A 22,202-nucleotide genomic window follows, 5' to 3' on the forward strand; every position below is an offset into this window, starting at 1 on the left:
AATCGGATTGATTCGTTCCGATTGGGCAGATGGTCGCGTTGGCCCGGGAAATCAAGCGCGGGGCGGCGAATGGCGCGGATGGATGAGCCGGCGGCGCGTTATTGGCCGGGCCAGCAGCGGCGATAGTGTTTGGGCGACCTTCAGGGAAGGATGGTTGCGACATGGCCGAGCCCGCTCGTCGAGGGGTGCCAACGCCCACTCCGGCTTTGCCGGAGCGTCGCCGCGATGCCTAGGTCTCCGAAATGATCGGGTGCACCTGCCCGCCCAGCGCCAGCCGCTGCGACATGGTGAGCTGCGCGAGATGGCTCGGCTCGGTGCGGAGCTGGCGCGGGGTGAGGCCGGTGAATTGCTTCAATTCGCGGATCAGATGGGACTGGTCGTAAAATCCCTCGGCGATCAGCTCGTCGAGCGTCGTCGAACCCTGGGCCAGCGCCACCGCGGCGCGGAGCGCGCGATATTTGCGCGCGAGCAACTTGGGCGGCGCGCCATAAAGCGCGTTGCAGCGCCGCTCCACCTGACGGCGGGAAACGCCGCTATTCGTCACCAGATCGGCGACATCGGGCGAGGGGCTGCCCGCCAGCCATGCGTCGATCTGCCGCGCGAAGACCAGCGCCTCGGTATCCGCGCTGGCGATCGAGCCGCGCACGAAGGCGGCGGCGATCGCCACCTTGTCCTCGGTTCCCGTCGCGGCGCGCATCCGATCGCTGACCCGCCGCACCGATGTGCCGAAGAACGCCTCCCCGTCCAGCGCGCGGTTGAGCATGGTCGATGCGTCAATGCGCAGCAACGCCGCCCAGCCCGCCGGCTGCAACCCCATGCCGATCACGTCGACCGGGCCTTCCGCGCGCGTCCGCATCGCGCCGCTGGTCGGCCCTACGATATGCACCTCACCGGCTGCCTGCACCGTTCCGTCGGGAAAAGAATAACTTGCGTCGCGGCGCGACAGACGGAACCGCAGCTGTGCATGATCCGCGCGCTCGACATCGTCGAAGAACGGCACATTCGCGCGGAAATGATAGAACAACGTAACATATGGCCGAAGATCCTCGGCTGGGACAACATAGTCCAGCTGAATGTCTGCCACGTTACAATGCGCCCCGTTTTATCGCTCGATTCTATCGCATTATCGCTGAAAAGAAAAGCGGCCCGGCCGCACAAGCAGCCGGGCCGTTTAGGTAAGAACCCCTGTTTCCAGAAGCTCTTCGGGTCGCAGGTCTTTTAGACACTTTCCCCGCTGCAAAGTATTGGATGGATTCGTCGTCGCCCCACGGACTTTCATACAATTGAATGAGATAGCGGCTCGTATCCCACGCGGATTCACCGAATATTCTCGATTCCGCGTGCTGTTGAATCGAATCAGCGCGTGCGCGGCGCGGGAATCGACTCGACCAATACCCGGCCCTCGCGGCGCGGATCATAGCCGCCGTCGATCTGGCCATTGCGCACGATCACACCCTGCAACCCCGAATCCTCGCCCTGCCCCGGCCTGACCGTCACCCCGCGCGCGGCGAGCCCCGCCAGCAACGCGGGCGAGAATTTGTCGACCTCGCCGTTGAACATCGCCCCGCGCGCGACAAGGTTGGGCAGCGCCAGCGCCTCCTGCATCGGCAGCCCCCAATCGACCGCGCCGACCAGCGACTTGCCGACATAAGCGAGGATCGCATTGCCCCCCGCCGAGCCGAGCGCGCCGGCGAACCCGCGCTGTTCGTCAAGCAGCACCAGCGGCGTCATCGACGAACGCGGGCGCTTGCCCGCCGCGACCGCATTGGCGGCAGCGCGCCCGTCCGCATCGCGCGGACTGAAGGAGAAATCAGTCATCTGGTTATTGAGGAAGAAGCCATCGACCATCCGCCCCGAACCGAAGATCGATTCGACCGTCGTCGTCATCGACACGACATTGCCGCGCGCATCGCCCACGATGAAATGCGAGGTGCCGGTCGGCTCCAGCGTGCGGTCCGCGCCGGCGGCGGTCGCGCCCGGCGGCGTGCCGGCGGCGGGCGCCGGGCCGGCACGCTCACCGATCAGCGCGGCGCGGGTGGCGACATAGGCCGGATCGAGCAGCCCCGCGACCGGCACGCGGACGAACGCCGGATCGCCGACATAGCGATCGCGATCGGCGTACATCAGCCGGCTCGCCTCGGCGAACTGGAGCCACGCTTTCGGATCCTGCGGGCCGCGCTTGTCGATATCGGTGTGGCTGAGCAACATCAGCATCTGGAGCAGCCCCACCCCGCTCGACGGCGGCGGCGGCACGCAGACGAGATAGACGCGATACGGGCCGCACAACGCCTCGCGCACCACCGGGCGATAGCCGGCGAGATCGGCCAGCGTCATCGCGCCGGGATGCGCGCCGACATGGACGCGATCGACGATCGCCTGCGCGGTCTTGCCGGCATAAAGCGCGGACGGCCCCTCGCTCGCCAGCCGATGGATGAAGGCGGCGAAGGCGGGATTGCGCAGCCGATCGCCCGCACCGACCAGCCCGCCACCGCCCGGCTTCGCGAAATAGGCCTGAACATCCGGCGCGGAGGATTGCGGGAACATCGAGCTGCCGAGGAAGCGGCCAAGCCGGGGCGAGACGATGAAGCCGTCGCGCGCGGTGCGCTCGGCATCGCCGAACAGATCGCGCCACGGCAATTTGCCATGCCGATCATGCGCCAGCGCGAGCATCCTCACCGCGCCGGGCACCCCGGTCGAACGCCCGCTCAGCACCGCCGTGGCGAACGGCAGCGGCTTGCCATTGTCATCGAGGAACATGTCCGGCGTCGCACCGGCCGGGGCGGTCTCTCGCCCGTCATAGATGGTCACGCCGCGCGTCGCGCCGTCATAGAAGGTCATGAACGCGCCGCCGCCGATGCCGGAACTCTGCGGCTCGACCAGCGAGAGCATCGCCTGCACCGCGATCGCCGCGTCCACCGCGCTGCCCCCGCGCCGCAACACCGCCATGCCCGCCTCCGCCGCCAGCGGATTGGCCGCCGCGACGAAGATCCGCGCGGTCGGCTGAGCTTTCGCGATCGGCGCGGCGGCGGGCGGCGGCGCGGAACTGGCCGAGCACGCGCCCAGCGCAACGGCAACGACGGTGGAATACAGCGTCTTGACCAGCCTCATTGCACGCTCCCTGCAACCCTTTTTGATTGAACAGCGGCGATAGCGACCACCGGCGGCGCCGTCCACGCCGGCTGGCCCCGCCGCGTGATCCGGCCTAAAGCTCGCACCACAAGACAAAGGCTCGAAAGTCGGGCATTCGGAGAGGGTATGCGAACGCTCGAACATTTCCCCAATCTCGTCACCATGTTCTTCACCCGCGCGCGGGAGCGGGGCGATGCGCCGTTCCTATGGGCAAAGCGCGACGGACAATGGCAGGCGACGAGCTGGACAGAGGCCGCGCGTCAGGTCGCCAGCCTCTCCGCCGCGCTGAAGGCCGCAGGGCTGCGGCCGGGCGATCGCGTGATGCTGGTAAGCGAGAACCGCCCCGAATGGTGCATTTCCGATCTGGCGATCATGGCCGCCGGCTGCGTAACCGTGCCGACCTACACCACCAATACCGAGCGCGATCACGCGCACATCATCGAAAATTCCGGCGCACGCGCGGTGATCGTCTCCAACCAGAAGCTCGCCGACGTGGTGATGCGCGCAGTGGTCCGCACCACGCATGCGGAGATCGTGATCGGCATCGATCAGCCACGGTTGCGGCAGGCAGGGATCACCTGTCTCGACTGGCACGACCTGATCGCCACGCACCCGGCCGACCCGGTGGCGGCGGAGGCGGACGCGGCCACCCGCTTCGCCCGCGACGATCTGGCCTGCATCATCTACACCTCCGGCACCGGCGGCGCGCCGCGCGGGGTGATGCAGCATCATGGCGCGATCCTGCACAACGTGGCGGGCTGCACGCAAATTATCGCGGAGGATTTCGGCTGGGGTGACGAGGTGTTCCTCTCCTTCCTGCCGCTCTCGCACGCTTATGAGCATAGCGGCGGGCAGCATTTCCCGATCGGGGTGGGCGGGCAGATCTATTACGCCGAGGGGCTGGAGAAGCTCGCTTCGAACATGGAGGAGGTGCGCCCCACGATCATGGTGGTCGTGCCGCGCCTGTTCGAAGTGCTGCGCACCCGCATCACCAAGGCGATCGAGAAGCAGGGCGGGCTGAGCCAGAAACTGCTCGGTATGGCGCTGGATGTCGGCGTGAAACGCTATGAAGGGCGGCTCGGGCTGGTCGATCGGCCCAAGGCGCTGCTGGTCGATGCGATGTTCAAGCCGCGTATCGGCAAGAAATTCGGTGGCCGGATGAAGGCGATGGTCTCCGGCGGCGCGCCGCTGACGCCTGAGGTTGGCGTATTCTTCCAGTCACTCGGCGTCACCTTCCTGCAAGGCTATGGCCAGACCGAAGCCGCACCGGTGATTTCCTGCAACCGCCCGGCGGCGGGGCTGAAGATGGACACGGTGGGGCCGCCGCTGCCCAATACCGAGGTGGTGATCGCCGAGGACGGCGAGATTCTGGTGCGCGGCGAACTCGTCATGCACGGCTATTGGCGCAACGAGGCGGAAACCGCGCGCGTGCTGCGCGATGGCTGGCTCCACACCGGCGACATCGGCGAGATCGACGACCACGGGCGGATCAAGATCACCGACCGCAAGAAAGACCTGATCATCAACGACAAGGGCGACAATGTCGCGCCGCAGAAGGTGGAGGGGCTGCTGACGCTCCAGCCCGAGATCGTGCAGGCGATGATCGCCGGGGATCGCAAGCCGCATATGGTGGCGGTGATCGTGCCCGATCCGGAATGGACACAGGAATGGTGCGCGGAAAACGGCGTGACGAACGATGCCGCCGCGCTGGCGGATAATGCCGCCTATCGCGCCGCGCTCAGCGCCGCGGTCGATCGCACCAACAAGGAACTGTCGGTGATCGAACGCGTGCGGCGCTTCATCCTCGCCGACGGGCCGTTCACGATCGAGAACGAGCAACTCACGCCCAGCCTGAAGATCAGGCGGCATGTGCTGAAGCAGGTTTACGGCGAACGACTGGAGGCGCTGTACCGCTAGCGCGGCGCGGCGCCACCACGCCCCATCGCTCGCGCCTGGCCCGGCCCGAAGGCCGGGGCGCGGCCGATTATCTGGTGGCGGGCCTGACCGGCCGCGCGGCCGGCGCCGCCGCCGGCGTGGCGGCGGCAGGCGCCTCCCCCTTGCCGCGTGGCAGCACCGCGAGCGTCCAGTCCTTCTCCGGCACGAGATATTTCGCCGCCGTGGCCTGCAGGGACTCGGGGGTGATCGCCGCCAGATCATCGACCATCGTGCGCAGCGATTCGAGCCGCGCCGGATCATAGGCCCCGCCGCTCGCCTGGATCAGCCAGAACTGGTTTCCCGACGAAGCCCGCGCGAGATATTGCAGCGTCGGCACCACCGTGCGGCGCAGCTCATCCGCATCGATCGGCTTGGCGACCAGCTCGGCGGCGATTTCGCGGCTCAAGCGGAAGAACAGATCGACCTTGTCAGGCTGCACCTGCCCGACCGCGATGAGCCGGCCGCCGCTCGTCATGCCGAGCGGCCACTGGCTCTGCGCCGACGGGCTGTAGCTCGCGCCGGCGACCGAACGCAGCCGATCGAACAGGCGATCCGCGAAGACCGAGGAGAGGATGTCGAGCCGCCGCATCTCCGCATGCTCCGCAGCCCCGCCGCCGGTCGGCCAGGCGATCACCGCCGCGGCCTGCGTATCCGGGCCGCCATGGGTGAGGATCACGGGCGTATCGACGTGCGCGGGGAAGCTCACCGGCACGACCGGCGCCGTGTCGCCCTTGCGCTTCTTGAGCGCGCCGAAGCTGCGGGCGACCGCCGCGATCGCCTCGTCCGCCTTGACGTCGCCGAACACGTCGACCTCGATCGGCCCCTGTGCCAGCACCGGCTCCCAGAAGGCGCGGAAGTTTTCCGGCGTCAGCTTCTCCACCTCGCCCTGCGCCGGCGTGCCCCAACGCACATCGCCATCGCGGATGCGGCGTTCCAGCTCGCGGCTCAGCACGCCATCAGGCGAGGCATCGAGCCCCGGATAGCCCGCCAGCATCGCGGCGCGCGCGCGCGCCACCGGCGCCGCATCCCAGCGCGGGAAGGCGAGCTTATCGGCCATGAGCAGCAGATTGTCGGCATAATCGCCGGGCGTGCTCATCGCGCTGAACATGAACGCGTCGTCGGCGATATCGAGATCCATGCCGATGCGCCGCCCGTTGGTGAGCGCATCGAGATCGCCCTGATCGAGATCGCCGATCCCTGACGGCACCAGCGCCATATCCCCCGCCCAGGCCGGAGTGGACGTCTTGGCCGGCATCGTCGCATAGCCGCGCCCGAAGCGGACGCGCAGATAGACGCGCCCGGTTTCCGATGAATTGGCGTAGAGCAGCATCCGCACGCCGTTCTTGAAGACGATCTTCTCCAGCCCCGGATCGCCCGCCGGCTCCTGCGACTTCACCTTGCCCGGCTTGCCCAGCTTCGGCAGGCGCGAGAAATCCACGCTCGCCTGATCCTTGCGGCTGCCGACCAGCCCGGACACATCCTCCTTGAGCGCGGCCGCGACCGCCGCCGTGGTCGCACCATCGGCGGTGCGGGTGTTGACGATCGCGCGCGTCGCGATGCCCGCGAACAGGCGACGGGTGGATTCGAGCAGTGCATCGGGCGTGAACATGCCCTTGTCATGCGCCTGCTTCAGTATGTCGTAGGACGCCTGCGGCCCCGCGACCGTTTCGCGGATGTCGAGCGCGCCGACCATGTCATCGGCCTGCTTCGCGCCAGCCTCCACCCGCGCGGTGCCGACCTCGTTGCGCATCGCGGCATCGAATTCGGCATATTCGCGCTCGATCTCCGGCTGGGTCGGCGCGGTCGCCATCGCATCGGCGATCACCGCGCGCACATCCTTCATCGCGGCATGCCAATCATCGCCCACGGGCAGAATGTTGGTGAAGGTGACATTGGCGGAACGCGACACGTCATCGAGGCTGACCGAGGCCTGCAGGAAGCTGCCGCCCGCCCGCGCGCGTGTTTCCAACCGGCGGTTGATCACGCGCACCGCGAGAAAATCGATGAAGCGCTTCTGATTGAAGATGATCGTATCGTCGCGATAGATCCATGGCCGCAGCACCGCCATCGAGACGACCGGCGGCAGCGCCGACTCCGTGATCGTCGCGGTTTCGGGGGCGGAAGCGTCGGGCTTGCCGAAATCGGTATCGGCCGGATCGGCGCCCTTGCCGTGCCAGTCCCCGAAATTCTTGACCACCAGCTTCGCCGCCACCGCCGGATCGATATCGCCGGAGATGATCACCACCGTCCGCGCCGGGCGATACCAGCGATCGTGGAACGCCCGGATAGTCGCGGGCGTGGCCGCCTCCAGCGTCTTCAAATTGCCGATCGGGGAGCGATTGGCCAGCGGCTGATGCGCGAAGAACAATTCGCGCATCGCATCGGACCAGCGCACCTGCGGCCCCGGCGCCTCGCGCTGCTCCGCCAGCACGGCGGGCCGCTCCGACGCGAGGCCCTTTTCGGTGATCGCCGGTTCCGCCATCATGCCGGCGAAGATCTTGAGGCTCTCGTCCAGCGTGTCCTGCGTCGCGGCGGGCAGATCGAGCTTATAGACGGTCTGCGTCGGCGTGGTCTGCGCGTTCGAATCCGATCCGAAGGTGGCGCCGAACCGCTGCCACACCCGCTTCGTCTCGCCATCGGGCACATATTTCGAGCCACGGAACGAGAGATGCTCGATCAGATGCGCATAGCCTTGTTCGGAATCGCGCTCGTTGAGCGAGCCCGCATCGATCCGGACGCGCACCGCAACCTGCCCCGGCGGCACCCCGTTCTTGCGCACGGCATAGCGCAACCCGGTGGAAAGCTTGCCGAAATGCCATTGCGGATCGGGCGGGATATCCGAACGCTCGAATAGCCACGGGGCCGTATCGACCGTTACCGGCGCCGGAGCGGCGGCGACTGCCTTCTTGTGAGGCGCGACCGGGACGGGCGCAGCAGCATTGGCGACAAGGGCAAAGGCGACCAGCGGCGTCGCCACCGCGCGTATCAGGAACGACATGCATCTGCTTGTACGGAGACCGTGGTCGATCGGCAACGCCGCCGACATCAACTTCACATTTCCGCTTTCATGCCATGTTTTGGACCCGAACGAGGGGTAGCGATTTGGCTGCGGCCCCTGCGGACCTCTTTGCTGCGGCGCTGCGTTTCCTCCCGGCAGCTATATCGCCGGTGTAACGGATGGACTGAAGCGCGTGGAGCTCGATCTAAGGCAGCCGCCCCGGAAAATGGGGCATAATTCGGGCAGCGCGCTCGCCGCCGACCCGCTGATGGTGCCCGATCTCAACGTCATTTCCGGCGCACCTGCCCCCGGCTCCGGGATGAAGGTCGAGCCAGGCCGGCCGCTGATCATTTCGATCGGCAAGCATTTCCGAGGCTTTTTCGATCGACTGATCGCTTCCTCCTCGCTCGTTTCGAACGAGCCGGTGCTCGACGTGCGCGATTTCGCCTGGACGCAGATGCTGCGCGAGAATTGGCAGGCGATCCGTGCCGAGGCGGTGGCGGTGGCGCTGCGCGGCAATGCCGCCCCCAGCCTGTCGACCATCTCGCCGGACCATCGCTCGATCGCGGAGGTCAACAAATGGCGCTCGTTCTTCCTGTGGGGCTATGGCTTCCGCATCGATGAAAATGCCGATCGCTGCCCGAACACCGCCGCGCTGGTGGAACGGATTCCGGGGCTGAATTCGGCGTTTTTCTCGATCCTCGCGCCGGGCACGCATATCCCCGATCATCGCGGCGTGACCAAGGGGCTGATCACCTGTCACCTCGGCCTTGTCGTGCCGCGCGACGGCGATGTGCGGATGCGGGTACATGATCGCATCGTGCGCTGGTCCGAAGGCGAAACGCTGGTGTTCGACGACACTTATCAGCATGAGGTGTGGAACGACACCGATGGCACGCGCGTCGTGCTGCTGATCCAGTTCGAGCGGCCCTTGCGCAATCCGGGCAAGTGGATCGCGGAGACGTTCCTGCGCGTGATCCGCCGCTCCGCCTTCGTGCAGGAGGCGCGCGACAATATCCAGACATGGAATGCGGCGGTGAAGCAACTCGACGTGTGAGCCCGCGCGCGATCACCGCTTGATCCGAGGGCGGGCGGTCGCCACATGGGGCCTATGCTGATCGAGACCGAAGCCACCCCGAACCCCGCGACGCTGAAGTTCCTTCCCGGCCGCACCGTGATGGATAACGGCACGCGCGATTTCGCGACACCCGAGGAAGCGGAAGCCTCCCCGCTGGCGGATGCGCTGTTCGGGCTGGGCGACGTGACCGGCGTGTTCTTCGGCCGCGATTTCGTGTCGGTAACCGCCGCGCCGGGCGTGGAATGGTCCGGGCTGAAGCCCGACGTGCTCGCGATCCTGCTCGATCACTTCACCGCGCAGATGCCGTTGTTCAATCGCGCGTCGGCCGATTTCTCGGTTCCGCCGGCCGAGGAGGAGTTCGCCGACGATCCGGCCGATGCCGATATCGTCGCGCAGATCCGCGAATTGATCGACACCCGCGTCCGCCCGGCGGTGGCCAATGACGGCGGCGACATCGTTTATCGCGGCTTCGACAAGGGCAAGGTCTATCTGCGGATGCAGGGCGCGTGCTCGGGCTGCCCCTCCTCTTCTGCGACGCTCAAGAACGGCATCGAGCAATTGCTCAAACATTATGTGCCGGAAGTGACCGAGGTCCGCGCGGTCTGATCGCGCGCGGCCCCGGCCGGGCCGTTACTTCCCGATCACGAAATCCTTCAGGCTGCTGACGTCGGTCAGCGCATCCGGCGTGACAACCACCGTCGTGCCCGGCACCAGCACGCTGTCGATCGCCGCGCGGGTGGCGGCGGTCATGTCGATATCGCCAAGCTGCATATCCTCATCGACCGTCTGGCCGGGCAGCCCGATCCGTGCCCATTTGCGCGCACCGGCGGCGTCGGCGGATTGCAGCGAATAGAGATAGGGGTGGCTGATCTGGCGATTGGCGTTGATCGCGGCACGGCCGATGATCCGCCCGCCACGGATCACGAACAACGCGCGATCCGTGGTGCTGACGACGATCGAGACCGGGCCGGTGGGCGCGCGCGCGGGATCCCAGAAATCGCTGTTGCTGGCGATGGGCGCCCCGCCCTTCGCCGCCGCCGCGATCACGTCCCCGGCGGGCACCACCGCGGGCAGCGCCTCACGCTTCGTCACCACCACGGTCATGCCGAGCGGGGTTGCGCCGTAGAGCGTCTGTGCGAACTTCGCCGGCAGGCGGATGCACCCGTGCGACGCGGCGTGGCCCGGCAGCGCCCCGGCGTGAAGCGCGATCCCGTCCCACGTCAGCCGCTGCATGAACGGCATCGGCGCGTTATTGTAGAGGTTGGAGTGGTGCTCCTTCTCCTTCTGGAGCACGGTGAAGATGCCGGTCGGCGTTTCATGCCCCTTCTTCCCCGACGAGACGGTGGTGATCGCGATCGGCAGGCCATTGCGATAGACCACGGCACGCTGCGTCGCGAGATTGACGACCATCAGGATCGGGCCGGCCGGCGCGGTTTGTGGCGCCCACATATATTCACCCGCCTTCAGCGCCTTGGCCGCGGTCAGCGCCGAAGCGTTGTCGAGCGTCGAGCGACCGGTGACGGTGATCGTCTTCGGCTCCGCAGTGTCGACGGGGGCGGCCTGCGACACGATCGCGGCGGCGGCGAGGAAAGCGAACATCGGCATGGAAACCGCCTTAGCGCGAAAGGCTAGCGGATTGAATCACCGAAATTTCGTGGCGCGAACTGGTTGCGATCCGGCAAGGCCCAACCTCCAGGGCAGGAGATTCCGAGCCTTGCTCAGGCCGACGCTAAGCTTCCGAAGCGCCGCTTCCGTCAATCGCCAAAGCCGGCGGCTCGCGCGGCGATAACGGCCGGGAATAGGGCCGACGCAATTTCAGGAACGGCGCCTCGATCCAGCGGAAACACAATTGCGCGAACGGCACCATCGACGCGAAGCACACCAACGACCAGAGACAGGCGATATAGAAATTCGACAGGCCCATGATGTGCTCGTCGATGAAGCGCGCCATGCGGAATACGACAAAAAAATGCAGCAGATAGATCGAATAGCTATAGGCGCCCGCCTTGCCGATCAGTCGCGATACGCCGGTATCACGCGGGCGGAAGCTGGCATCGTAATAGGCGATCAGCAGCCCATAGGCCGCTCCTTCGATCGTCGGCAGTACAGCCCAGACAGGCGCGTGCCAGCCCTCGCCCCGCATGCCATACAAACCTCCGGCGGCGTCGAACCAATAATAGAACAACGCAAAGCCAAGCGCGGTAACGGCGGCCAGTCGATGCCGCCCACGGACGATCGCGCGATTCTGGAACGCGAAAATCCCCAGGATGAACTGGTCGATATGGCCGAAAATCGTCCAGTAAGAAGCTTCGCGCGCATTCTCGCCCAGCGGCGATGATCCAAGTCGCACAGCAAGCGCCGCGCCGACCACGATCAACAGCGCCCAGCGATTGTCGCGCGAGATCATCATCAGGAGCGGCAGGACCAAATAGAAATGCGTCTCCACCACGATTGACCACAGCCCGTTAGCGAGCGGCGCAAGGCTGACGAAACCCGCCGCCACCGTTACGAAGGGCGCGACCACCGCCACCTCCCCGGTGCGCAGATATCGGTCTAGATCGGCAATGAGGATCGCCACGACCATCAACGGCGCAAGCCGCAGGGCGCGGTTCAAAAAGAACAGCGGATAACGAACCGCGCGACCTTCAAGGAGCTTGGCGAACAAATAGCCCGACAACGTCATGAACAGCGCGACACCGGTGTGCCCCTCGTCCAGTATCGCCAAGGGGAAGAATGCCGGCGCGCCCTCCACTGCTACCGGGTAGCCATTGGTCGAATGCATGAAGTGCCAGGTGAACACGAGAAACGCCGCGACCGCACGAACGTGATCGAGCGCGATCCAGTGCTGGCCAGTCGAAGAGCGCATAACCGCGGCTTATCTGCCGAGTGTTAACAACCCCCCGCACTTTTACTTCGGCGGTGCCTGACAGATCTGGGCAACCAAACGCGAAGACGCGCGACCGCGGGTTACGGGCAAGAAAGCAAGGCCCATTGACGGCGAAGGTCGTGGCACAAGGTTCCCCCCGTGCCACGATATAGTCAAAGCGACATCATTGCGCCGACATGCGCGCCCTTTGGCGCCGCACACCCAATTTCAAACGGGCGCCTCAAGCGCCCGCGCACGTCACTTGCACTTCGCGGTCGCGCGCGCGCGGGTGATGTCCGCCTGCATCTGCGCGCTGATCTTCGTGCCGTACACGTCGGTCAATTCGCCATAGACCTTGCATGCGTCGGCCGGCTTCTTGAGGTTCATCAGCGACTGGCCGAGATAGAAAAGGCTTTCCGGCGCGCGCTCGCCATCCGGCATCTTCTTGTAATTGTCGTAGAAAGCGATCGACGCGAGGCTCGGCTTGCCATCATCGAGATAGCTGCGCCCGAGCAGATTCTGCGCATAGCTGGCGCGGCGCGAACGGGGATAATCGGCGACGACCTTCTTAAACTGCGTCGCCGCTTCCGGGTAGAACTTCGCCTGCCACAGCCGATAGCCGTAGATATATTCGTCTTCATCAGGCTGCGAGGTCGACGGCTTTTCGACAGCGGCGACCAGCTTCGCGCGCGCCGGATCCTTGCCGGCAGCCGGCGCGGGGGCATCGGGCTTCTTGCCGGGGGGCGGCGACGCGCTCGGGGCGGTGCCGACGCTTTCAACCGGTCCGCCCATGCCCGGCGTGGGGCCGGCGCTGCCGAAACGCGCGTCGACTTCCTTGCGATAGGCGGCGAACTGCTCCTCCAGCTGGCGCATGCGATATTGCGTCTGCTCGATCTGCCCGGTCATCGACGCCATCTGCCCTTCGAGCGAGCTGACGCGCTGGGTGAGATCGGCGATCACCGGGGTTGCCGGCGATCCGATCTCGCGGCCGGGGGCCGGCGCGCCGGTGATCTGCGGCTCCATCGACGGCACGGCGCCCGCGCCGCCGGGGAACACCTTGCGCTGCACCGCGCGCATTTCGCTTTCGAGCTTGCCGACGCGGCCATCGAGCCCCGATTGCGCCGCAGCGGGCACCGCCCAGCACATCGCCACACCTGCCAACAACACCATCTTGCGCATCGCCGTCATCCCCTGAGGCGCCGATGCGCCCCCTGCCAACCAAGACTTCATTGCTATCGTCGCGATCAATCCCGCGCGCCGAGCGGCGGCGTCGGATCAGGATTCGCGTCCGGCGCGCGCGGCGCCGGATCGACGAACGCCGCAGGGCGACGCGCAGCCGGCGCGGCGGCGGCGCTGGGCCGAGCGGTCGTTGTCGGCGTCGGCGTCGGGGCAACGGTGGCGGCGGCCGGCGCGCCAGCGGCACGCGCGGCGAGCGCGGCGGCGCTGACGGCGACATCCTTGATCGGATGCGAGCCATCGCCAAGCGGCGGCAGCGCCGAGCCGTTCAGCGTGACGGTGAGCTTGTCCGGGCGGCCGACGTTGATCTTCGGATCCTTCGCGTCGGTCGGCACATCATAGCGATCGCCGGCCTTCATCGTGCCGAGATACAGCGTCTTGTTGTCGGCATCATAGACGCGCAGCCACACCGCATCGCTGGCGGTGAGCGAGACATGGCCGGCCTGGGCGACGGCGGCGGAGGGCGTCGGAGCGGGAACCGGAACGGCAACGGCCGGCGCGGCGGCCGGGGTTTCGTTGCCGGTGCCATTCCCGCGCCACATGCCCACCGCGAACCACAACACGGCGAGGACGACGACCGCGAGCGCGATGCCCGCGGCGACGATCACCAGCCCGCGCGACGGCACGCGCGCCGGATCGGCGATCTCATAAGGCTGATATTGCGCCGTCGGCCGACCCGTGCGCGCAACCTCCTCGCGGGTTTCGCGGGCGATCTCGACCTCATTTTCCCCAACCGAACGGGCATAAGCGCGCGCGAACCCCACCGCATAAGTGGGCGAGGGAAGAGAATTGTAATCGCCGCTCTCGATCGCTTCGAGGTGGCGCTGCGGCACGCGGGTGCGCGCGGCGATTTCCGCCAGCGTCATCCCCTGCGCTTCTCGCGCGCTACGCAATCGCTCCCCGACCGGGCGGGGGAAAAGCGTCGTCTGTTCGCCGGTGGCGGCGTCGGTCATCGATATCTCCGGCTGCGGGCCGCGACCCTGCCCAATACTTCAGGCCCGCTATTAAGTGACGTGTCCCAAAGCCGGACTTGCGTGTCAATCGCGCCGGCCCGTCGCTGGTCCATCATCTAGCCCAATTCGACGCCTCGCGCGATGGCGAACTCCGTCAACGCCGCGCGTAAATCGCGTGGCGGGGCAACGAGCAGCCGGTTCATCTCCGCCATCACCGCCCCGCGATCGAGCGAACGGATCATCGCCTTGATCGGGCCGACCGCCGCCGGGGTGATCGACAATCGCTCGATCCCCAGCCCGAGCAGCGCCATCGCCTCCAGCGGGCGGCCGCCCATTTCGCCGCATACCGTGAGCGTTACGCCGGCGGCGCGCACCGGCTCCACCACGCTTGCCAAGAAACGCAGGATCGAGGTGGAGAGCCAGTCGTAACGCTCGGCCAGCTTGGGATTGGCGCGATCGGCGGCGAACAGGAATTGCGTCAGATCGTTGGTGCCGACCGACAGGAACTGGAGCTTCGGCAGCAGCAGATCGAGCTGATAGGCGAGGCTCGGCACCTCCAGCATCGCGCCATAGCGTATCTCATTAGGCAGCCGGCGCCCGCGCGTGGCGAGCCATTCGCGCTGCGCCTCGAACAGCGCCTGCGCCTCGTCGAACTCCCATGCTTCGGACACCATCGGGAACATCACGTTGAGCGTGCGCCCCGCCGCAGCCTCCAGCAGCGCGCGGGCCTGCACCTTCATCAGCCCCTCGCGCTCCAGCCCGAGCCGCAGCGCGCGCCAGCCCATCGCCGGGTTTTCCTCGTCGGCGGGATTGTCCTTGAGATAGGGCAGCGCCTTGTCGCCGCCGATATCGATCGTGCGGAACACCACCGGGCGATCGCCGGCCGCGTCGAGCACCTCGCGATACAGCCGCTGCTGGCGCTCGCGCGAGGGAAGGGTCGCGGAAACGAGGAACTGGAATTCGGTGCGGAACAGCCCGATCCCGTCAGCGCCGGTGAGATCGAGCGACGCCACGTCGTCACGCAGCCCGGCGTTGACCATCAGGGTGACGCGATCGCCGTCCTTCGTCTCCGGCGCGACCTCTCGCAGCGCGGCATAAGCGGCGCGGCGCTTCTGGCGCAACGCGAGCTTCGCGTCGAACGCCTCCTCCATCGCGGTGGAGGGACGCACGACGACCGAGCCTTCGCTCACATCGAGCAGCAACTGATCGCCATCCGCGATCAACCGTCGCACGTCGCGCACCCGGCCAAGCACCGGCACCCCCATCGCCCGCGCGACGATCGTGACGTGCGCGGTGAGCGAGCCCTCCTCAAGGATCACGCCCTTCAGCCGGCGGCGATCATATTCGAGCAATTCGGCCGGGCCGAGATTGCGCGCGAGCAGGATCGTGTCGCGCCGCAAACCAAGTTGCGCGGCGGTGCCCATCTGGCCCGAAACGATGCGCAACAGACGATTGGAGAGATCCTCCAGATCGTGCATCCGCTCCGCGAGCAGCGGATCGTCGATCTGGCGCATCCGCTGGCGGGTGCGTTGCTGGACGCGCTCGATCGCCGCCTCGGCGGTCAGCCCGGAATCGATCGCCTCGTTGATGCGGCGGCCCCAGCCCTCGTCGTAAGCGAACATCTTATAGGTCGCGAGCACCTCGTCATGCTCGCCGCCGACGCCGAACTCGGCCTCACGCGTCATGCGCTCGATCTGCTCGCGCATCTTGTCGAACGCGGCATAGACGCGGTGGCGCTCCGCCTCGGTATCCTCCGCGACGGTATGCTCGATCGTGATGCGCGGCTGGTGGAACACGGCATAGCCGACCGCCATGCCGTCGACGAGCTTCTGCCCCGGAATGCGCATGCTGGCGGTGGACTGCTGCCGCGCGTCGCCGCGCCCGCCCGCCTCATCGATCAGCCCGGCATTCGCGATCAGTTCGGACAGCACCATCGCGACCGTCTGGAGCGCCTCAATCTCCACATCGGCATATTTGCGCGCTTCGGTGTGCTGTACGGCGAGCACGCCGACCGCGCGCTCGCGGCGGATGATCGGCACGCCGGCGAAGCTCTGGAAGCGATCCTCCCCGGTTTCGGGGCGATAGACGAAATGCGGATGGCTCGCGGCTTCATCGAGGTTGAGCACCTCCACATCGCCGGCGATCGTGCCGACCAGCCCCTCACCCAGCGCAAGCTTGGTGACATGGACCGCGCTGGTATCCAGCCCGCGCGTCGCGAACAATTCCAGCACGCCTTCACGCAGCAGGTATATCGAACAGACCTCGCTGTGCAGCGCGCCGCCGATAATCTCCACCACCTGATTGAGCTTCGCCTGCGCATTCGTACGCGCGGCCATGACATCGTGAAGACGAACGAGGATCTCGCGGGCGGAGGCGGCGGCGGATAGCTGCATAGGCGCCAGCTATCAGAGCGGAGACTTGGGTGCCACGCAACAAAATGTTGCGGGCCCATTCAAATGGAATTTTTTCTGACCGCGCGGTCCCGGCCCAGGATCGCGACGCTATTCCGCCACCAACCCCGTCATTCGTTCCAGCGCCTCGGCGAATTCCATCTTGAAATCCTGCACCACCTGCCCCGCTCCGCGCACCTGATCGACCAGCCCGACGCCCTGTCCGACGAAATATGTCACCATCTCCCGCGCGGCGGCGTCGCCCTTTTCCGCCGCACGATCGGCTGCGCGGATCGCGGGTTCGCTGATGAGGGACTGGAACGGCATCGGCAGCGCCCCCGGTGAATCCGGCCCCTCCCACGCATCGGTCCATGCCGAGCGGAGCTGGCGCGAGGGCTTGCCGGTGCGGCTTTTGGAACGAACCGTATCGCGCGAGGTGGCCGCGACCATCTTCTCGCGAAACACGTCCGAACATTCGCTCTCCGGCGTGGCGAGCCACACCGATCCGGTCCAGACGCCTGCCGCGCCCATCGCCATCGCCGCCGCCATCTGCGCGCCAGTCATGATCCCGCCAGCCGCGAGCACCGGGACGCCGCCATGGCCGTGTTGCTCCAGCGCGCGGACCACTTCCGGGATCAGCACCATGGTCGATACCTCGCCGCAATGGCCGCCCGCCTCGCCGCCCTGCGCGACGACGATATCGACCCCTGCGGCGACCTGTCGCAACGCATGTTCCTTCGCACCGACCAGCGCGGCGACCGGCACGCCATGCGCCCGCCCCATCTCGATCATCGCCCTGGGCGGCACGCCGAGCGCGTTGGCGATCAGCCTGATCGGATGGCGGAAGGCGATCTCCAGCATTTCCAGCGCGACATTGGGATCGAACGGCGCGGGCGCATTGCTGTCCGCGCGCTCCTCCGGCACCGTGACGTGATGTCGCCCCGCGAGATCGCGGACGAAGGCGCGGTGCTGCTCCGGCACTTTCTCGGCGAGCGAGGCGCGCGTGATGCCCTTCGCGCCGCCGGTGACGAGATTTTCGGGGATCAGCACGTCAAGGCCATAAGGCTTGCCGTCGACATGCGCGTCGATCCACGCGAGCTCCGCCTCAAGGCTTTCCAGCGTATGCGCCGTCGCGCCCAGCACGCCGAACCCGCCCGCGCGACTGACGGCTGCCACCACGTCACGGCAATGGCTGAAGGCGAGCAGAGGAAAGTCGATCCCCAGCATGACGCAGACCGGTGAGCGCATCGCGATTCCCCTCCAATATTTCGCGGCAGTTTCGCGATGCCGGAACGAAAAGGAAAGAGCCCGACGCGCGACGGATCAAGCTAATGACGGGCCAGATTGAGCCACGGGGTGATGAAATCGTAAAAAATCGTCATTATATCGGTTTCAGCGGGTGTGGGGATTTGACCGACCGATGAGCGTGATTGACAGCGCGACGCATACACGTCGCGGATTGCTGAAGACCGGGGGATTGATCCTCGCCGGCGCGATGTTGCCAAAGGCCGTGGGCGCCGCCTCGCTCCCCGCGATGCCGCTAACCTCTCCGCGCACCGTAAACCCCGAATTGATGCGTCGCGCGCTTGCCGCGCTGGAGCGTCATGGCAATCGCCTGCAACGCGATCGGATGGCGATCGTCGATTTCAGCGCGCCCTCCGCGCAGCCGCGCTTCCATTTCATCGACCTCGCGAGCGGGGCCAGCCTCTCCAAGCTCGTCGCGCACGGCAGCGGGTCCGATCCCGCGCATACCGGCTTCCTGCATCGCTTTTCCAATCAGGACGGCTCCAACGCCTCTTCGGAAGGCGCATTCCTCGCCTCGGACTATTATGTCGGCAAGCACGGCCGGTCGCAGCGACTGATCGGACTCGATCCCACCAACAACAATGCGCTCGCCCGCGCGATCGTCGTCCATGGCGCATGGTATGCCAATCGCGACATGATCAACACGCGCGGGATGCTCGGGCGTAGCCAGGGGTGTTTCGCAGTCGGCGAGCACGAACTGGCCGAGGTGTTCGAGCGGCTCGGGCCGGGGCGGATGATCTACGCCGCGAAGGTGTGAGGCGTGCGCCGCGTGAGTTGGCGCATCTTGCCGATAACGCGCGCGACGATCAGTTCCTCGAACCCGGCATAGCCCAGCCCCATGTGCGGCGGCCGCACCGCGAGCGCGTCACCGAGCGATAACGTGCCGGCGCGCAACCCGGCGCGCGCCACTGCCGCCCAGCGCCGCGCCGTTTCCCAGCGGATCAGCCGCACATCATGCGCGTCGCACGCGCGACGGGCGAGAAAATCCTCCTGTAGCGCGGCCATCGCTTCGCCCAGCCGGCGAAGCGTCGCGCGATCCGGCGGGGGCGCGCGGCCCATCAGGTTGCGCGCCACCAGCGCCGCGATCTCCCCCGCGCCATCGCCGAATACGTCGGCATAGGCTTCCGCCAGCACCCGTGTCGCGCTCTCGGTCATGGTGGTGACGAAACGCTGCGACGCACCGCCGACGTGCTGGCGATAGATCAGCAGGTCCGCATCGACCCGCGCGACGCGTCCCCGCCGGGCGATACGGTGATAAAGGTCGAAATCCTCCGCATAGAGCAATTCCGGCCGGGTGAACGGCTCCAGCCCGCGCGCGACATCGGCGCGGATCATCACCGATGACCACACCAGCGGATTTTCGATCCTGAGCAACCATTCGGTGAGCCGCGGCGTGGTGTTGGCGGGGTGGCGCGGCGGCCGGATCGCGCCATTGGTCAGCACCGCCGTGTCGCTGCCGACCAGCGCCACATCCGGATTGGCATCAAGATAGGCGACCTGTCGCGCGAACCGCTGTGGGCGGCAGAGATCATCCTGATCCAGCCCCGCGATATAGCGCCCGCGCGCCTCCGCGAAGGCGCGGTTGCGCGCGCGGACCGGGCCGCCATTTTCCTCCAGCGCGATCACGTGGACCCGCTGGTCGGGCCATGCGCGCAGCACCGCCAGCGTATCGTCGGTCGAGCGATCGTCGACCACGATCGCCTCGAAATCGCCCATCGTCTGCGTCGCGAGGCTTTCCAGCGTCTCGCCGATCAGCGCGGCGCCGTTATACGCCGCCATGATGACGCTGACCGTCGGCGGGTTCACGCGGCGCGGCGCCCGCGGCTCGCCAGCAATTGCTCGACGATCATCATGCCGACGTCATTTTGCCATAGCCACAGCCCGTTGGCCTGCCCGACGAAGCTCGCCTCACCGCCCAGCCGCCCCCATGGCACGAAACCCGCCGCGAGCCCGATGCCGTATAGCCCCGGCACCGCCACGCCGCCCGCATCAAGCACGCGGCAATGGCGATCGACCATCGGCCGCCCATCGTCCGCCGCCAGCGCCAAAGACGTGCCGTCGATCTGCTCGATCGGCAGCGCGCGCGGACGATAGCCAAGCGCGGCGATCGCCAGATCCGCGCTGGCGATCACCTCGCGCGCACGCGCCTCGTCATCGCCAATGCGGTGAAGCGTGACGCGCGGATCGGGCTCTCGCCCATCGACGCGCAACATCCGCAACACCAGCTCGCGCGCCTCCAGCCGGAAACCGGCGAGCCGATAGACGAAGCCGGATACCGGGCAGATGTCCCCCGGCCCGAAATCGTCGAACCCTTCCGCCTCGGCCGCTTCGATCGAGTGATAGAAGGGGCGCAGCGGGCGGCGGTGCAACAGCGTGATCGCGCCTGCGCCAAGCGGCAGCGCGGGCTGTCGCTTGAGCAGCAGCGCGACGGTGGCGAGCGCGCTGGTCGATCCGCCGATCACCGCGATGCGCGGGGCGCGGGTGTTGCCGAGCAGATCGGCGACCTTTTCGAACCCGCCGACCGTCAGCACATCATCGGACTGGACCAGCCGATGCCGCGCCAGTTCCGGCAGGGATGCGCCGGCGACACGCTGCCCGACCAGCCGATCGAGCGGCTGGTGCCCCCCGGTGGCGATCACGACATTGCGGGCGACCCGCTCATGCTCCGCGCCCGTCGCCACCTCGCGCAGCCGCGCGCGCCACAGCCCGTCGCCGTCACGGCGGATCGCGATCACCTCATGCCCGGTGAGTATCGTCCCGCCATTTTCGGTGACGAGATGGTGCAGCCGATCCCCCGTCGCGCGGAGCAGCGGGCCGACTTCGGCCAGCGGCACGCCCAGCGCATCGCGATAACTGCCCACCGCGCACGCCGCCGGATGCTCCGCGAGCGCGGCGATCTCCGGATAATGATTGTCGGTGACTGCGGTGAGGAACGTCTGCGCGGTGGAATCCGACGTGATCGCATAACGCCCGAGCTGGCCGCCGCCGATCGCCAGATCACGCTCTACCAGCACCAGCCCCGGCGAGAGCGCCGCGAGCAGGCCCTGTTTGCTGGCGGCGGTGAGCAAGGCGGTGCCCGCCGGGCCGCCGCCGACCACCAATGTCTCCGCGATCCGCGACGGCTCGGCGGAAGCGACGACATGCGGCGCGGCGCAGGCGCGATCGAGCGCCGCGATCACCCGCTCGACATCCGCCGCCGTCATCGTATCGCTGAGCGGCAGCGAGAGGATGCGCGCGGCGACATCGTCCGCCACGGGGGTGGGTTCGATCATCGCCACCTGCCGCACCCATGGCTGCTGGCCGATATGGGGGCTGAAATAGGCGCCGCTGCCGATGCCGTCCGCATCCAGCGCGGCGGCGACGCGCGCCCGATCGGTGCCGGGTGGCAGCAGGAGCTGGAAGAAACCCAACGCCTGCCGCCCGACCGGCGCCGGCTGGATCGCGTAACGATTACCGATCGTCGCGCGATAGGCGGCGGCCACCGTTTCGCGCGCGGCACAGGTCGCCTCGAACGTCTCCAGCTTCGCACTGGCGATCGCGGCGAGCACCTCCGGCAATTTGGCATTCAGGCCGGGGACGCTGGCGCTGCGCGCGCCGGCGAAACCGAAATTGGCCATCGCGCGCAACCGTTCGATCGTGTCGCGATCCCCGCAATGGATCAGCGCGCCCTCCGCCACCGCGAACGGCTTGGTCGCGTGCATCGAGAATATCACCGGGAAAGGCGCATCGCTGCCAAAGCTCTCGCCCGCAGCATCGGTCGTGCCAAGCGAGGCGGCGGCGTCGATCACCACCTTCACGTCATAGCGCTTCGCCAGCCAAACATAGCGATCGAGATCGATCGCCCGGCCGAACGTGGCATAGGGCACCAGCGCCGCGATGCGATCGCCATGCTGATGCAGCAGCCGCTCCTCCGCCGCCGCGCACGCAGTCCAGTCCGTCGGATCGATATCGCATACCAATGGCGTGAGCCCCGCCCACCATGCCGCCTGCGCGGTGGCGGCGAAGGTCATCGCCGGCATCACCGCATAACGGCCCTGCCCTTCGCCCACCGCATCCTTGAGCGCGAGGATCAGGCCGAGCGTCGCATTGGCCATCGTCAGGCACGCGCCACGCCCGCCGAACAGCCGCGCGGCCGCGGCATCCTCGAAGCGACGCGCTTCGGGGCCGAAATTGCTGTAGATGCCGGACGCCTCGATCCGTTCCAGCGCAGCCAGATATTCCGCCATGCGCGGCGGGTTGGGAGAGATGAGGGGAAGGCGCTGCATCGGTCGGGCGAATCCTTTCGAGATTCGCTCATGCAACGGCGCCCCCT

15 protein-coding genes are annotated in these 22,202 nt (G+C 67.1%); 4 read left to right on the forward strand and 11 right to left on the reverse strand.

Going from position 1 to position 22,202, the window contains the following annotated elements:
- Positions 1 to 229: 229 nt before the first annotated feature.
- A complete protein-coding gene (locus P0Y64_02735; protein WEK43764.1) occupies positions 230 to 1,084 on the reverse strand; it encodes an AraC family transcriptional regulator in 855 nt (284 codons plus the stop codon).
- A 272-nt stretch (positions 1,085 to 1,356) separates the two neighbouring features.
- On the reverse strand, positions 1,357 to 3,108 hold the full coding sequence (ggt, locus tag P0Y64_02740) for a gamma-glutamyltransferase (protein WEK43765.1): 1,752 nt from the start codon (positions 3,106 to 3,108) through the stop codon (positions 1,357 to 1,359).
- Between the two features lie 147 nt (positions 3,109 to 3,255).
- Between ggt and P0Y64_02745 the strand changes: the two genes are divergently transcribed.
- Positions 3,256 to 5,046, forward strand: a complete 1,791-nt coding sequence (locus P0Y64_02745; protein WEK43766.1) for a long-chain fatty acid--CoA ligase — start codon at positions 3,256 to 3,258, stop codon at positions 5,044 to 5,046.
- Between the two features lie 67 nt (positions 5,047 to 5,113).
- Here P0Y64_02745 and P0Y64_02750 read toward each other — a convergent pair whose 3' ends face one another.
- Complete coding sequence (locus P0Y64_02750; GenBank protein ID WEK43767.1) at positions 5,114 to 8,062, reverse strand: insulinase family protein; 2,949 nt, start codon at positions 8,060 to 8,062, stop codon at positions 5,114 to 5,116.
- A 226-nt stretch (positions 8,063 to 8,288) separates the two neighbouring features.
- Here P0Y64_02750 and P0Y64_02755 point away from each other — a divergent pair, with 226 nt between their 5' ends.
- On the forward strand, positions 8,289 to 9,119 hold the full coding sequence (locus P0Y64_02755; GenBank protein WEK43768.1) for an aspartyl/asparaginyl beta-hydroxylase domain-containing protein: 831 nt from the start codon (positions 8,289 to 8,291) through the stop codon (positions 9,117 to 9,119).
- 54 nt (positions 9,120 to 9,173) lie between these two features.
- Positions 9,174 to 9,746 carry a NifU family protein gene (locus P0Y64_02760; protein ID WEK43769.1) on the forward strand — a complete coding sequence of 191 codons (573 nt, stop codon included), beginning with the start codon at positions 9,174 to 9,176 and terminating at the stop codon, positions 9,744 to 9,746.
- A 24-nt stretch (positions 9,747 to 9,770) separates the two neighbouring features.
- Here the strand turns inward: P0Y64_02760 and P0Y64_02765 are convergent, their stop codons facing one another.
- The 6 genes from P0Y64_02765 to P0Y64_02790 all read right to left on the reverse strand — a co-directional run bounded on the left by P0Y64_02765 (position 9,771) and on the right by P0Y64_02790 (position 17,833).
- Positions 9,771 to 10,745 (reverse strand): L,D-transpeptidase family protein, encoded by a 975-nt coding sequence (locus tag P0Y64_02765; protein ID WEK43770.1) that lies wholly within the window; start codon positions 10,743 to 10,745, stop codon positions 9,771 to 9,773.
- A 124-nt stretch (positions 10,746 to 10,869) separates the two neighbouring features.
- Positions 10,870 to 12,006: an acyltransferase gene (locus P0Y64_02770; protein WEK43771.1), complete on the reverse strand. Its 1,137-nt coding sequence runs from the start codon at positions 12,004 to 12,006 to the stop codon at positions 10,870 to 10,872.
- A 258-nt stretch (positions 12,007 to 12,264) separates the two neighbouring features.
- Positions 12,265 to 13,185, reverse strand: coding sequence for a YbgF trimerization domain-containing protein (locus tag P0Y64_02775; protein WEK43772.1), 921 nt, complete (start codon positions 13,183 to 13,185; stop codon positions 12,265 to 12,267).
- Between the two features lie 65 nt (positions 13,186 to 13,250).
- Entirely contained in the window at positions 13,251 to 14,195 is a 945-nt protein-coding gene (locus P0Y64_02780) for a helix-turn-helix domain-containing protein (protein ID WEK43773.1), read from the reverse strand.
- A 116-nt stretch (positions 14,196 to 14,311) separates the two neighbouring features.
- A complete protein-coding gene (gene ptsP / locus P0Y64_02785) occupies positions 14,312 to 16,588 on the reverse strand; it encodes a phosphoenolpyruvate--protein phosphotransferase (protein ID WEK43774.1) in 2,277 nt (758 codons plus the stop codon).
- Positions 16,589 to 16,696: 108 nt separating this feature from the next.
- Positions 16,697 to 17,833 (reverse strand): nitronate monooxygenase family protein, encoded by a 1,137-nt coding sequence (locus tag P0Y64_02790; GenBank protein ID WEK43775.1) that lies wholly within the window; start codon positions 17,831 to 17,833, stop codon positions 16,697 to 16,699.
- A 172-nt stretch (positions 17,834 to 18,005) separates the two neighbouring features.
- Here P0Y64_02790 and P0Y64_02795 point away from each other — a divergent pair, with 172 nt between their 5' ends.
- A complete protein-coding gene (locus P0Y64_02795) occupies positions 18,006 to 18,647 on the forward strand; it encodes a murein L,D-transpeptidase catalytic domain family protein (protein ID WEK43776.1) in 642 nt (213 codons plus the stop codon).
- Here the strand turns inward: P0Y64_02795 and P0Y64_02800 are convergent.
- Positions 18,629 to 19,696 carry a glycosyltransferase family A protein gene (locus P0Y64_02800; protein ID WEK43777.1) on the reverse strand — a complete coding sequence of 356 codons (1,068 nt, stop codon included), beginning with the start codon at positions 19,694 to 19,696 and terminating at the stop codon, positions 18,629 to 18,631. The two genes, P0Y64_02795 and P0Y64_02800, sit on opposite strands and share 19 nt — an antisense overlap.
- Entirely contained in the window at positions 19,693 to 22,155 is a 2,463-nt protein-coding gene (locus tag P0Y64_02805; protein WEK43778.1) for a DegT/DnrJ/EryC1/StrS family aminotransferase, read from the reverse strand. The genes P0Y64_02800 and P0Y64_02805 overlap by 4 nt, the downstream gene beginning before the upstream one ends.
- Positions 22,156 to 22,202: the final 47 nt, after the last annotated feature.

The organism is Candidatus Sphingomonas colombiensis, assembly GCA_029202845.1.
Classification (GTDB): Bacteria; Pseudomonadota; Alphaproteobacteria; order Sphingomonadales; family Sphingomonadaceae; genus Sphingomonas; species Sphingomonas colombiensis.